We start from the raw sequence: 13,350 nt of genomic DNA on the forward strand, positions 1-13,350 counted from the left end.
GGATCATGATAAAACAAATTCTGTTATATAAAGTTAAAGATGAGACGTTCCGGTTGCCTCTTAACTTTCATGAGCTCATTGAAAATAACATGGCCTTTAAAGGTTGTGCTCCAAGGGATACCGAGCAAGATGGATTCATTATTGTTCAGCCTACTTCCTTATATTCGTTTGAAGTTCGAGACACTGGCTTGAACGTCTCAGTCGCCACATTCCAACGTCAAAAAAAAGTGATCCCATCGACGGAGTTAAAGCGTCGAGTTAAGGCCCGGTTAGCGCAATTGAAAAGTAAAAACGTGAACCTAAATAAAGATAGTCGCGATGATGTTGAGTATGAAATGAAACGTACAATGGCTGAAACGGCATTCAGTACTTTTAAACCTTACTTTGTCATCTTTTTTCATGATTTACAGATTATAGGTATCAATGCCTCCGAGTCGCTTGCAGATGAGATCGTATCTTTCATTAGAAAACGAATGTCAAATAGTAGCTTTCCTGTCGTTCCCTATGGGAACAAAGCCATTCAGTCTTATTTGCTTTCTTGTATCGAAGATAGCGAAGATGCTGTAGTTGGTAGTGTCGCTCATATGCTGAATGAGAGTGATAAAAGTGAGATAAGCTTTAAAAATAAGTCTAACTCTGAGTTAGAAGAAAAGGCTAAGACGCACCGTGTTACCAAGCTCTCACTAGAACTAGCGGATATACATTTGACACTAAGTGATTCTACCCCTCTGTCCCTATCTTCAATGAAAACAGTCTGCGAACTTGAAAAAGTAAAAAAATCAATGGATCACGACCAAAAATTGGAAATATTCGATTCAAATATTCGAGTAGAGTTAAGTGCGATCCAACAAGTAATTTATAAGCTTATTAAGCTTGACGAATCCGTTGCTACCGACAGTGAAGAAGTGCCTACTGGATAGGTACAGGGTTAATGTAGTAAAAAAAGCTTTCCGTCTTCAATTATGATTCTGGTTTTCAAATTACCGCTCTTTACGGGTATGAAGACTTCTTTGCATGAGTCACACACAATATAGTATTTGTCGTTACTTTTTCTCTTGTATGTATCTTTGCTTGTGCACACTGGACACTTTGCATTGTATAGGACATCGTTTCTATCATCGGTTTCCAAAACTTCTTCATAATTATCTGTGTTGTGTGGAACAGTTAGTAAGTCCATCATTTCTCTCTTTTCTTAGGTGACATAAAAATCTTATAACCGGCTTCTAGTCTTGCAACTGAACAAAGTCACTGACTTGCGGCACCGAAACACCATGAGATTATTAATCTATGTTCCCTTATTTTGGTCCCGCTATGTGTAAGTCCACTAAAGAAGAAATAAGCCTAATTCAAAAAGCTCTCTCTAAATTACAAGAGCAGGGGCTATATGAACGCCGTGAACCGCAAGCCAAATTACTGAATGACATCAGGCTAGCTTTGAATAGTGATAAACCTGTTTTTGCGTTTGAATCAAGTATCGGGCTTGGCCGTAAACTGGTTTATCTGTTAGCGACACTCGTAAGAGCTAAGTTAACTGGTAAGCAAGTCGTGGTATCAACCTCTAACCTTGCTTCTCAGCAAGCTATCATGGAACAAGCTAGAAAGTTGCAAAAGGTTTTCGATTCTAGCTTTGAAATTGATCTACTGCTGCCGGGCTCTAAGTCCATTGAAGCAGACTTGCATATCATCACACATACGGACTTTGCGAATGGCGTTATTTTCGGTGGCAACGGAGTGCTCCCCCGCCCTACTCAAGCAATCTATATTTTTGAAGAGGCGCATCGTTTAGAGGAAATGATCTCCGACGCATCTAAATCGGTGTTTTCGTTTAAAGAAACTTATGAGCTGCTTGATTCACTGAATGTTAATACTGACAAGATAACAGGTGTAGTAGTGCAACTTCACAAGTGGGTTATTGGCAATCATTCAAGCTTGTTTGTATCTAGTTCTAATCGCCATTTCGAAAAAGGCATCTTGCCAACTGATTTGTATACGATGTTAGATAAAGCCAAATTTTTAATTGACCAGCTTGGTATGTCACAGGAAAAACTTAATGGCCTATCGGAGCTTTCGAATAACATTTCAGGCTTACTCCAATGTTCAATGAGTGAAATACCTTTGGCTAAATGGGTAAGCTTTGCCGGGGAAGATAATTACAGCTTGTCAGTCCAGCCGATCTCAGTCGCGGATATTATGGAGCGCTTCGTATGGTCTTCTAATTGCGGGGTACTGCTAACGTCATCAACATTACAAATGGTTGATAGTTTATCGCCGTCGGGTGTTTCACATCTTCGGTTTCTAAACTCGTTAAACTTGGACTATTCGACAGCTTGTGTTTCTTCTTATGAATACCGACCTGAAAAGATCTCCCAAAGTATTTTATCTGTACCTAATATCCCTTTCGATGTAACAACCAATGAGTTTTTGCCTTGGTTGAAGCACTCTCTTCTTAGCTATTGTGACGGACATACCGGAACAGTGGTTTTGTTTTCAAGTGTTGGGATGATGGAGTCAGTTAGAAACTCTATAGAAGCGACATGTACAACAAGAGGGATACTTATTCAGTGTCAAGGTGATCGAAGTGTTGAAGAAATTGCAACTAACCATAACAAAGCGATAGGTCTTGGTTACCGTTCGATTATTTTCGGGTTAATGAGTGTCTTTGAGGCGTTAGGTCCTCTCGATAACACGAGTAATGTTTTATTAATTAAACTTCCATTTTCTATCCCGGACGTACCGCATTTAAAAGCCAAGTGTGCCTATGAGGAAACGCTAGGTCGTTTGTCATTTTACTCAGTGACTTTGCCTCAAGTATCCCTTGAGATAAACCAATGTTTATTGAAAACAGCTGCTTTAGGTGAACATGCGAGTCGCTGTGTAATTTTCGATAGAAGAATCGTAAACAAATTGTACGGGGAATCACTAATACAAACGATGCCACCGTTACAGTTAGAAATTGAATATTAGGGAATTAAATATGATTAGAGTTATTAGTAAATTAAACAAAGCCAAGCTAACCCTCTTTATCGCCAATGTAGTCAACTTTATCGTGGTCGTTACCGTTGTGATGAATTGGTTGGGCGGGGTTAACATAGACAATTGGACCTACCTAGCATGTACCGTGCTTACCTTGGCTATCTCATGGGTACCAATTATAAGCACGGGTTTTTTGATTGCTTTCCTTAACCATACTGGTGCAAACGACTTACTAGTATACGCGGGAGCAATGTCACCATTAGCCGTTTACTTGATAGTAATTCTGGTTTTTCCAAATAGAATTACTGTCCCATCAAAGCTATAGGCCCATTATGTTCGATAAACTAAACATGATCCTTCAACGAGTGGCTTGTAATCTTTTAAAAGGGTGTGCTCCACTTGGATAGTCCTATCATGAGTACCTATTTTTTGATAGCTAATAGGACTGTCCTGCTCTGTTAAAACGATAATCGGAGAGTGAGATTTCTTAGGGTCGCACTGTACTAGACCATTGTTATTCTTATATCTAACAACTGATACTGGATGTACTCTGATCTCAGTTTTTTTGTAAATGTTTTTGGCGTTCTCTATGCGCTCAACATTCTTTCTCGCTTGCCATTCCGGGACACCGCCGTTGATTGTGTTAATAATCGATAATGCTTCATCGGTATCAACCTTCTTCAAACTCTTTTGAGCATCACACCAAGTAGTAGTAATTCCTAATGTATTGAATGGTGCTAACGGGGCGCGCCTACGCAGAGTTTGAAATAAGATACCTGGAAATAGCTGCTTTGTTAATTTTCCTCGCTTACGTGATTCTGGCTCACAAAGAATCAACTCATTTTGCAACTCCTTCCTACAGTTCCAACTTTTTTCTGACAGAAGAATTGCTTCTTCGTATATGTACTTAGAAGACTGTAGTTGAATGATGCCCTCAAATCTCTTAGGCATGTTGATAGTGTAGCTGTGAGCACTTTGTGGCCTAATGCAAAGTTCAATACTCCGATTTTTCGATATATTGACCATTTGTGGTGTGATCGTTTCGGGTAGCTTTGCACCACGAGGAAATTGAGGAATATCTTGGATATGATGTTGTACTAATTTCAGCTCTGACAAGAGAGTTATTAGTTGGGAATCAATTTTTTTTATGTCCTCCATACGCTGTAAAATAGCGCCCTTTTCCATAAGACTCGCCATGACTTTTCACCTTCATTTATCAAGTTGTTTATATTGGTGTTAGCGGCTCGGGTCTACCGAGAAAGTAGCCTTGATAGTAATCAAAACCTAACCTTTTCATTTCAGTTAAAGATTTTTGATCTTCTATTCCTTCAATGAGGGTTTTCGCTCCTATCATTTTAGCTGACTTTACAGCACGCATTAGAGGTCTTTTATTGCCATTCATATAACTATTCAATAGAGCCATATCCATTTTGACAATTTCAGGCTGTATATGCGCGAGTCGCTTATAGTCGCTATCGTTATCTAAAAAATCGTCATAAGCTACATTGAAGCCAAACTTCTTTAACGTTCTGGAAGCTACACCAAGGATATAATTTGAATCGTATGGACTTTCAACGAACTCAATAACGATCTTATTAGGGTTTATGTTCATTGACTTGAGGTATCGTTTGCTAAAGAAGTCATCTACATTTCCTACAGCTACGTCCTCACAACAAATTGGCGATAAATTGATAAACAGCATCCAATTTTTTTTATTCCGCTTACGTGCTATTGAAAAGTTATGAATGTGAATCATTCGGCACAAGTTACTGATATTGACTAAATCAATTTCAGATGTGTTTGAATTGTGAAATATGAGGTTTGGTGGAATGTTGTCGCCATTTATATCAAAAACCCGTACAAGCGATTCTAAGCCGACTTTCTTGTTATTGGCATCGAAGATAGGCTGATAGACGCTTGTTAGTGTCATATCGTTGTATTGGGCTGTATATGTCCCATTTGGGGTTACAGAAAGCGTATTAGAGTTTCTATTGGGTGTTTTTAATATCATAAAGCAATTCGCGTAAAATAAAAAACGCCCACTTAGACTTCCAAGTGGGCTTTACGTGTTACTACTTAGACTTTCTTAAACGAATCAGTGCGAGTAAACCTAAGATTGAAAGTAAGCTAGTTGAGCCGCCACCGCTACCGCCGCCAGTAGATGTTGATCCCTCCCCCTCGTCAGGGTCGGTTGGATCGGTTGTGTCTGTACCATCAGGCGTCACAGTTAAACTAATTGGGATAGTAGTATTGTCAGTATCATTTAGATGAAGCACAACATCGCTATCTTCGGTTTGAGCCGTTCCGTTAGGGTTTAGCGTTAATGTAAGCTCACATGAATCATAAGTGTTCATATTTGCCCCACATCCAGTAATCGTAAAGTTATGAGTATCCCCTGTTAGACTAGGTGATACTGAGTCCGTAAATTGGGTAAGGTTCTGAACCTTAAAATTGCTAACAATAGTGTTGGTTGAGTTTTCATCAATGTCGAATTTCATTGTTGAAGGCGCTGTTACTTTATTAATTGCCGTTGCAATATTCTCTAAGTACGAACCAATGTTCGTAAATAGGTTTTGTGAGTGATCAAATGATTCAGTAGAAGCGATCATAATGGCTTCATTGCCAACCAGTAGCGGAGTACCAGAGTCGCCTGAACTTGCCGTACCCGTAACAACCGTTGGTTTAATAATAAGGCGGTCTTTGATTCTAATTTCACAATTGCTAGTGCTAACCCCACAAGCAATTGAGGTATCAGAAGAATCTACCGGATTGTTAGGGTTATAGTCGTCTTGAGTAAAAGGTAGTTCAAGGGTTGTCTCTTGCATTATTGACGGCACAGAATTGTTTTCGTCACGCCCCCAACCTCTGAATGTAAAAGAATCATCAGTCTCAACATTGTAATTGTTAGTTTCTGAATCAAATATAGGTAAGACAGACGCTTGGTGTTGCTGTGGGATTTTGTCACTTAACTTGATCAAGGCTATATCACGAGCACCAGTTTTACGAGTCCAGTCTAAATCTTGCCATGTGCGCTGATTTGCGAATTTAGAAGCACCATATACAGCTTCAAGGTGGCTCAGTTCGTTAATCACTGAGTTGTATTCAGACTCAAATGTACCGTAAACGTCAAGGTTTGAGTATGTTGTTGTGAACTCTTCACCGTCATACTCAACTCCTTTGAAAACCGAAATTGAATTAGATGCACCACCATCTAACCAAGGAATGTACTCACTGTAATTAGCTGTATAAGCACTATCTCCAGTACAGTGACCAGCTGTAAGAATATATTCACCTGCGATAAGCAATCCTCCACAAGTGCTAGTATCTCCCGAAGCTGTTGTTAGCTCGAAACGCACTGTATGGTCGCGATAGTTAGCCTGTGTTACATCACTGCCATGACGTACAGCATGAGCGTTCATGCTCGTTAATGCAGCCAATACGCAAATTGCCGTTGTAGTTTTGCTTAACATCATCTGTCTTTTCCTTGAATTAATGTGTTTCGTTATGCTTCTAATATCTCATTGATTTTTTATGGCGCAAGGTCAATATATTATGCTTTTCTCTAGCCGAGAAAGAACATACAAAGTAAAACCGTGAACAGCACCGCAAAACACTTATCGATTAACAACCCAAAGTAGTAATTGAAAATGTTATGTGCTGATTCTTTTAGAAATTTAAACATGCAAAACCCCATAATGTTTGTTGAATCCGTCAGTGACCTTAACGAAGTCCTTTGTATCCAATAGCTTTTCAAATGCAGAGAATGGTACGAAATATTCATATTCAATATCTGAAATACCACTCTGGATGATGAAGGAAACATCGTCAGGAATATAACCCAGATTCAAAGCATCGCGAGTTAACACCTCTCCTAATCGATTCCCTAACAGTTCTAATTCATGAGCAATGAAATCTTCCCACACATCAACCCAATTATTTTTATTTTGGGTTAGCGCAAAGCTCATGCATTTAGATCGAATTGTTTCGATTACTTTGTAACTTGAAGAGTTAAGACCTACCCAAAGGCTATGTTCGCTTTGTGCATCACGGATACAAGTTGAAATAGTTCCATAACTTGTATTACTGATTGATTCTACGGCTTTAGTGTTTTGCATATGCGAACTCACTTCTTTTTACTTTTGATATAAGTATTTCATCACGCTTTATCGACTTCGCAACTACATCATTGGTAGGTATAACATCCATCATTATCGGGTATAACGGGTTGCTAACCTATTGAGTGTAGTACGATTAAAGCTCAATTTCGTTTAGGTGACGTTTTTAAAAACTTCGTTCCAAAAATTGAAGATTTTGGCTGAAAGTATTAGGAAAGGTTTGTTGATGTTTTGAGTTCGCTTTTCGACTCAATAATTATGACTGGACGCTAGCTATAAGCTAACGTCCAGAGTTTGATTAGCGCGCTAAACCGTTCCTGTTTAACGTAGTTTATGCCCAACAACCAATGGTTAGCTGTTATTCAAAAGTATCAAATAACTTGTTTGTATTCGCGTCACGGTCAAACTCAATTAGCGAGATACGATTTACCGTCGCGAAAGCCATGATTAAGTTGAAAGTATCACTCATGGTAGGGACTTTGTTTATATTTACAATATCGGCCCCCCCGGCTTTTAACTCTTCTGGTTCAACCGTCAGTAACTTAATAAAGTAACCATACTTACGTTTCATCACTTGCGGGTTATTCGTTTCAGATAGATTTACGTTTTCACTAAACTCACTTAACTTTTCTTGATCTTCATTCGTTAAGTGGGAAGTTGATAATGCCAATGCAACGTACAGTTCCATGTCTCTTTTTGTACAAAACTTCTCAATTTCTACTTGTATAGTCTCAATCATCATTTAATTCCTATTTATTGGTACATACCTTCAAGAATTTTTTCAGCAAATCTTTTGCCCTTAATTTGTGCTATCTGCCATATATACTCGTTAGCTATGATCTGAGGCCAAAGGGCTTCTTGTACTAATAATTTTATTTCGTGGCCGAGTTGATCTGGTTTGTTTACATAAGGTTTTAATCGCAGTTTCCCAACGACTGTTAGTTCATCAGGCGTGTTCCCTTTCATCTGATTCCCTCAATTTTGCTGCAATGCTCTATTAGTTGATCCATAGATACGTTTGTTACAGAGTTTATAATGTAGTGCTGATAAGGCATCTTTCTGTTCCCTACAACTTCTGCATCACCACCAAGCCATCGATACATTTGAGCTATTGAGTCAAACCTTATTTGGGCTTTAAACCCTAACTTGGGGCTGAGACGCACACCTTTATAGCGACTCCACTTATCGCGAGGGATAGATTCAATCAACTTACGTAAAGGCGTCGATACGGTAGGACGGGCTTTCTGGTAATGACCTGTAGTATTAAAACGAATCAATGCAGATGGATTTCGGATTAGGTGCTTCATTTCAGATTGCTTCATCAAATTAATGCCTTATCTGTTGAGGATATAGTGTTAATTTCGCACGGAATATTGCTCCCGCAACCTAATCGAAACCATTCATCCAACCTGTTGTTATTTCATTTTGAATTTCACAAAGGCGTGACTCGACACTAGCTTTTGGTAAGGAAAATTGTTTATCCAATTCGTTACATCGAACTGTTGATTGAAAATGGCTAGAAATAAATTGGTTGAACCAATTTGATTTGTTTAGATCGGGAAAAAAAATATCTACAAAGTATGGCTGAATGAGCATTGGCTCTGAACGTTCGCCCAACAGTGCTACACGTTCGGCACGCCCGTTGGTGATTACTATGTTTGACGTTGATTTGGTCGGACTTGTACACCCAATAGCTTCAAGAGTTATGGCCTTTTCATTACTTACATTCAGTGCCACCCCTGATATTCTTTCAATAAACGCCTTTTGGTTTTGGCAAGGCACGATGCCACCGATTGTAACTTTTGATGCCAGAGTGCTTGCAGCTTCCGGTTCTAACTCGCTATGAAGTAACAGCACATCTACACCCCAACCTTTCATTAACGAAGGTAGTTTGGGATCTTGAACCACATCATTAATTACTTGAGTGCGATATTTTTCAGTAAGTTGATCTTGAGGAACTAACTCGCAACAAACATGATTGTATTGAAGCTCCGCTATAAGAGAGCTTGTTAGTAGCTGATTTGTCTCTAGAGTATTAGAGCTATGTTGGGTTAACGTTAGCGACGGTAGAGTAAAAACAATACGGTTTGTTGTACCTAAAATATTGTCTATTTCAATTTGAGTAGTACTAATAGAAAGTATCGCTAACTTTACTTCGTTGTATTCAGATGTCTTGTAGCTTTTCGAGCTTATGATACTGGTATCTTCATTTTTTCGAATAGCTGCAAACGCTTCGGTAAGGTTCGAGTTCTGCCCAAATTCAGTAGCTAGTAGCTGTCCAGCTAGGCTTGGCATATTGAGGTTTAATTTGATGAGTGCTTGATCGTGTATTCGCATGTTCAATTTCCTTTTTTTGGGAACTATCTCATTTGAACATTGGATTTAAACAGCGCAAGCAACAGGTGTGCGTGGCGATTCAGGCTGAATCACCACTTAAATCAATGGGTTACGTTTCGTTGCATGTTTCTAAGAACATGTTGAATGAATAGTTAACGTAATACTTAGCGTAACTGTTCTTTAATTCTGACTTTTCCGATGTTTGAAGAGTTGCAACATGAACTCCACGAATAGCGGCCTCTAGCTTAAATAAGATTGATTCTGATATTAGTGAACCATATTTCTTTCTAAGTAATGAAAACGCTACTACCGCCCCGGTATCTCTTAAATCCGAAGGGAAATGAATATCTATCTCTCGAAGCTTTCTAGCTAAAGAAGATCGTATATTTGGCATCTGAGACAATGAAGCATCTTTGGCTATGGCATTTGCCCGAATTACTTCTTTTTGACCCGTGTAAGCGCTCTCAAAGAGCTTCAAGAGTGTATCGGAGTTATTGCTTTGATGTTCATGCAGCTGGTAATAGCCAGAACGTATATCGACCCCTCGCTTGCGATAGGAATACATTGGTAACTTTAGATCGGAGATATTTTGAATTGTTGAAGGTGTGCCGCGAATTAAAATAGTAAGGTCTTCGGTGATAACGCCAATAACTACGTCATTTATTGTGATACTTAAACCAAAAAAAAGTGATCGGTACTGAGCATTCCCAATCGGAGAAAGAATTGTCTCAAGTCTTTTGAATGTTTCAAATACGTGTGTGCTGTAACCCATTATGCTCTCCCAGGTACACTTAAATTACCCGCCCGTGTCTGCCGATGCTTTAATGTCGTATATGCTTAACGTGGGATAAGTGGACTGATAGTTCGAATTTAATTCAATGTATATTCGAATTTCGACCTTGCAACTTGGGCATTTCGTAAAGTTATCTCCAACGTTGATAAGAGAAGCTATAGTGGCTTCTTTAATTACGGCTTCGCATTTCGGACAGTCCATAGTATTCACCAATGTAGAAAAACTTATTCCATTCCAAATCTAGCCCATTGACTGCGTTTACTTGTTGTAAATACGCAACTTAATGCGTCTGGACTGTGCATGATTTCAAATTTGTAGTTACATACTAAGGAAGCAAGAATGATGCTTTCTTTTGTCGTATTTGAAGTAATTCGTCTAGGGATAAAAAGCAAAATATCTCCAGCCTCGCAGCTAGCGGCTGTCGTCGAAGCTTCTATATGGCATACCTTACCTTTTTCGATAGATTTGGCGTCGGTGTTATCCGCGTTAGCTCCTGATGCCAAAAACAAAGAGTATGAAACGGCTAGAGTTGCTAATGCGAAGATGTTCTTAAATTTCATATTTCACTTAACACCCGATGAGGTGGTCCTGTAATTGTTTAATGGCATTTCTTTGGATTTGACGTATCTCTTCGACTGGTTCATCTAATCGTTTACCAAGCTCTACTTGTGATTGCTTCGATATATCTTTGAAACCGTATAGGGCGAAAACACAGGCACGTTCTTTCTCACTCAGTATGTTGGTTTCCGTAATGATGTTTTCTAACTGCTGAACCATCATTTCGTGGTCTACTTCTTCGGAGTAATCCACTTGTAAAGGTTGACTCTGATGTTCGTCATCGGTGCTGTCGATCGAGATAAATTTTCTTGAGTTGTATTGGGATATGGTGTCAATTTCAGCTTTTGAACAACCAACTTGAAGTTCAAGTTCTTCATCTGAAATATCTTGGTTCAAGAAGAATTGTGCTTTTTTGTATTTGTAGTAGATCTTTTTTGGGGATGGTACGGCTGAATGATTGTTGAGATCGAATTGGTTTAAGCGGTTATTAATCCACCACGGAGCGTAAGTAGAGAAACGGAAACCTTTATTTGGGTCAAATCGCTCTATAGCAACAGATAGGCCAAGGTTAGCTTCTGCGATTAGTTCGTTAAGTTCATACTTAGGGTTTTTCCGCTTAAATGCTCTAGCGTATTTTAGAGCAAGCTTTAAATTTCCTTCAACAAGCTTGTTCCTAGCGTCAGCGTCGGTTTTGAGGATTGGATACAGCAATTCTTCTTCCTCTCTAGAAAGAATTGGCTTTTCTTCAATCTCTTTGTAATAAGTTTCTAATGACAGCATATATATTCCACTCCTTGAACATATCGCTAAGACGCAGCAGGGTAGTTTTTCGCGCACGGACTGTGCCAAAAATGCGGTCTACTTCATAAAATCTTAATAATGAGTGGCTTATTAATGAGAAATCACTGTTAAGAAGTAGGGTGGTCAAAGTAATTAATGGAGGCTTTGACCGACATTGTGTTTTGTTAAGTTACTGTAATAATGAGAGATTCAGGCTGAATCGGTAATGTTATTTGAATAGTTGACCTAATATGCCGTCAATGCTTTTAGTTTGCATTGATTCATTGGCTACATTCAGAGCCTTTACATTGGTTGGTTTTTTATATCGGATGCCGAATGCTTTATCTAGATCGCTGTCTTGGGTTACATTCTTGCTTGGTTTCACCGGGATATTGTCGAGGCATCTAATCGCTGATTGGTGTCCTGTTTGAATGACCCAAGAGTGGTAATTCTGTTTTTGTCCGGCTTTAGAAGCGAGGTTTCTTACTAGCGGTTCCCAACTATCATTTTTTGCAATCTTTGAAGATAGCTTTTGTATGATGGAGTTACATGCCGCCATGTTCTCCTTTTTAGCCATCAATGTTACTAGTCGTGGTGATAAATCATCGTAACTTGGGAAGTCTTCTGGATACTCTAGAATCATTTTTATTAGATCTTTTAATAGTCCTGCGCTATCAGTGACCATTAGCTTCATTACACATTCTCTAGTGTGTAATGAAGCATCTGTTCTAATACGACGTAAGAAGTACTGCTGTTGTCCGATTACAGAGATTTTCGATATTGTTTCAGCAACATCGTTCGAATCAAGATTCACGACTTTAAATGTAGTAAATAGGTAGTTGATAATATTGTGGTAAAGCTTCTGCGATGTAAGCTTGGTGCTATCCTCCTGCTGATTAGCCCACTGTTCGAATGTAGAATACTGATCGCTTGAAAGTAGCTCATTGAGCTTTATTGTCAGAGCATGTTTTATGTAACGATTTTTCATATCAACCTCCAATTGAATTACATCTAGTATCTAATGGGAATTAGAGGCTGCAAGTCTACTTCTTGTAAGTTACCAAAGAGCTAGCTAAACAGTTCGGTAAGTATTCCCGGTATTGCTATCGACAGCTCCGCATCGCTAGAGACTAGTTTTGATGCATTAGCTAAGGGTTTACCCTGCCTAAGTTGTCTTGAAACTCTCAACAAGTTGATTGCTTCTGTACATCTTGTTCCTGTTACCCAACCTATGTGCTTTTTACGTCTTCCGGCTCTTTTAGCGATAACCTTTATATCGCTCACTGTAAGCTTCGTAGCTGCCTTTCTAGGGTCGAGTGACAGTATGGCATTAACTTGAACGTTACTACCGCAGCACATAGAGGTTAGGGTGTACCCGCTCAGTGATAGAACAGACTCATTAGAAAATTTTGTATTGTGATTACCTACAATTACTCCTATGTGTTTTTGGATAGATTCAATGGAACAATTTGTGGCTCTTAATATGCAATCTTCAATATGATTTTCCGGTAGAGCGCTCACTTGGTCTAAAAATAGCTTTAGTACTTTGGATGTTTTGATTCGGCCTTGGATCTCTCTCAGCATGTCACTTGTAATATCTTTAGGCTGAATGTCTCTAAAGAAAAAAGTAATAACCTCAATACGCTCATAGTTGGTTACAGCCCCATCGCCGCATTGAAGATCAACCCAATGTTCTAAACGTTTCAACCTGCCTATGTCTTTGTATATCAGTTCCAAACCGAGTTGCTTGGATGCTGTGTAAAAAGGTGAGTTTCGCATAGTGACCTCGATACT

15 protein-coding genes are annotated in these 13,350 nt (G+C 39.0%); 2 read left to right on the forward strand and 13 right to left on the reverse strand.

The window, feature by feature from the left end; translation table 11 throughout:
- The first annotated feature begins 5 nt into the window (after window positions 1-5).
- Complete coding sequence (rdgC, locus tag ED652_RS04710; RefSeq protein WP_122053664.1) at window positions 6-920, forward strand: recombination-associated protein RdgC; 915 nt, start codon at window positions 6-8, stop codon at window positions 918-920.
- Between the two features lie 391 nt (window positions 921-1,311).
- Complete coding sequence (locus ED652_RS04720) at window positions 1,312-2,964, forward strand: helicase C-terminal domain-containing protein (RefSeq protein ID WP_162929909.1); 1,653 nt, start codon at window positions 1,312-1,314, stop codon at window positions 2,962-2,964.
- Between the two features lie 339 nt (window positions 2,965-3,303).
- On the opposite strand, the gene ED652_RS04730 is transcribed toward ED652_RS04720, so the two are convergent.
- The 13 genes from ED652_RS04730 to ED652_RS04790 all read right to left on the reverse strand — a co-directional run bounded on the left by ED652_RS04730 (window position 3,304) and on the right by ED652_RS04790 (window position 13,335).
- Window positions 3,304-4,158, reverse strand: coding sequence for a DNA replication terminus site-binding protein (locus ED652_RS04730; protein ID WP_162929910.1), 855 nt, complete (start codon window positions 4,156-4,158; stop codon window positions 3,304-3,306).
- 40 nt (window positions 4,159-4,198) lie between these two features.
- The gene (locus tag ED652_RS04735; RefSeq protein ID WP_122053669.1) at window positions 4,199-4,984 is read right to left on the reverse strand and encodes an EAL domain-containing protein; all 786 of its coding nucleotides are present in this window, start codon (window positions 4,982-4,984) and stop codon (window positions 4,199-4,201) included.
- Window positions 4,985-5,045: 61 nt separating this feature from the next.
- Window positions 5,046-6,446, reverse strand: a complete 1,401-nt coding sequence (locus tag ED652_RS04740) for a trypsin-like serine protease (protein ID WP_122053670.1) — start codon at window positions 6,444-6,446, stop codon at window positions 5,046-5,048.
- A 201-nt stretch (window positions 6,447-6,647) separates the two neighbouring features.
- On the reverse strand, window positions 6,648-7,088 hold the full coding sequence (locus ED652_RS04745; RefSeq protein WP_122053671.1) for a hypothetical protein: 441 nt from the start codon (window positions 7,086-7,088) through the stop codon (window positions 6,648-6,650).
- Between the two features lie 358 nt (window positions 7,089-7,446).
- Window positions 7,447-7,830 (reverse strand): hypothetical protein, encoded by a 384-nt coding sequence (locus ED652_RS04750; protein ID WP_162929911.1) that lies wholly within the window; start codon window positions 7,828-7,830, stop codon window positions 7,447-7,449.
- 11 nt (window positions 7,831-7,841) lie between these two features.
- Window positions 7,842-8,054: a hypothetical protein gene (locus tag ED652_RS04755; RefSeq protein ID WP_122053673.1), complete on the reverse strand. Its 213-nt coding sequence runs from the start codon at window positions 8,052-8,054 to the stop codon at window positions 7,842-7,844.
- Complete coding sequence (locus ED652_RS04760) at window positions 8,051-8,410, reverse strand: hypothetical protein (RefSeq protein WP_122053674.1); 360 nt, start codon at window positions 8,408-8,410, stop codon at window positions 8,051-8,053. The genes ED652_RS04755 and ED652_RS04760 overlap by 4 nt, the downstream gene beginning before the upstream one ends.
- A 64-nt stretch (window positions 8,411-8,474) precedes the next feature.
- Window positions 8,475-9,425, reverse strand: a complete 951-nt coding sequence (locus ED652_RS04765) for a hypothetical protein (protein ID WP_122053675.1) — start codon at window positions 9,423-9,425, stop codon at window positions 8,475-8,477.
- 109 nt (window positions 9,426-9,534) lie between these two features.
- Window positions 9,535-10,197: a TfoX/Sxy family protein gene (locus ED652_RS04770; protein WP_122053676.1), complete on the reverse strand. Its 663-nt coding sequence runs from the start codon at window positions 10,195-10,197 to the stop codon at window positions 9,535-9,537.
- A gap of 245 nt (window positions 10,198-10,442) precedes the next feature.
- On the reverse strand, window positions 10,443-10,778 hold the full coding sequence (locus ED652_RS23685) for a hypothetical protein (protein ID WP_162929912.1): 336 nt from the start codon (window positions 10,776-10,778) through the stop codon (window positions 10,443-10,445).
- 7 nt (window positions 10,779-10,785) lie between these two features.
- A complete protein-coding gene (locus tag ED652_RS04780; protein WP_122053678.1) occupies window positions 10,786-11,556 on the reverse strand; it encodes a sigma-70 family RNA polymerase sigma factor in 771 nt (256 codons plus the stop codon).
- A gap of 229 nt (window positions 11,557-11,785) precedes the next feature.
- Window positions 11,786-12,544 (reverse strand): hypothetical protein, encoded by a 759-nt coding sequence (locus ED652_RS04785; protein WP_122053679.1) that lies wholly within the window; start codon window positions 12,542-12,544, stop codon window positions 11,786-11,788.
- 80 nt (window positions 12,545-12,624) lie between these two features.
- Window positions 12,625-13,335, reverse strand: coding sequence for a hypothetical protein (locus ED652_RS04790; protein ID WP_122053680.1), 711 nt, complete (start codon window positions 13,333-13,335; stop codon window positions 12,625-12,627).
- Window positions 13,336-13,350 lie beyond the last annotated feature (15 nt).

Origin of the sequence: Vibrio sp. Evd11 (genome assembly GCF_900382755.1) — a bacterium.
In the GTDB taxonomy this organism is placed as follows: Bacteria; Pseudomonadota; Gammaproteobacteria; order Enterobacterales; family Vibrionaceae; genus Vibrio; species Vibrio lentus.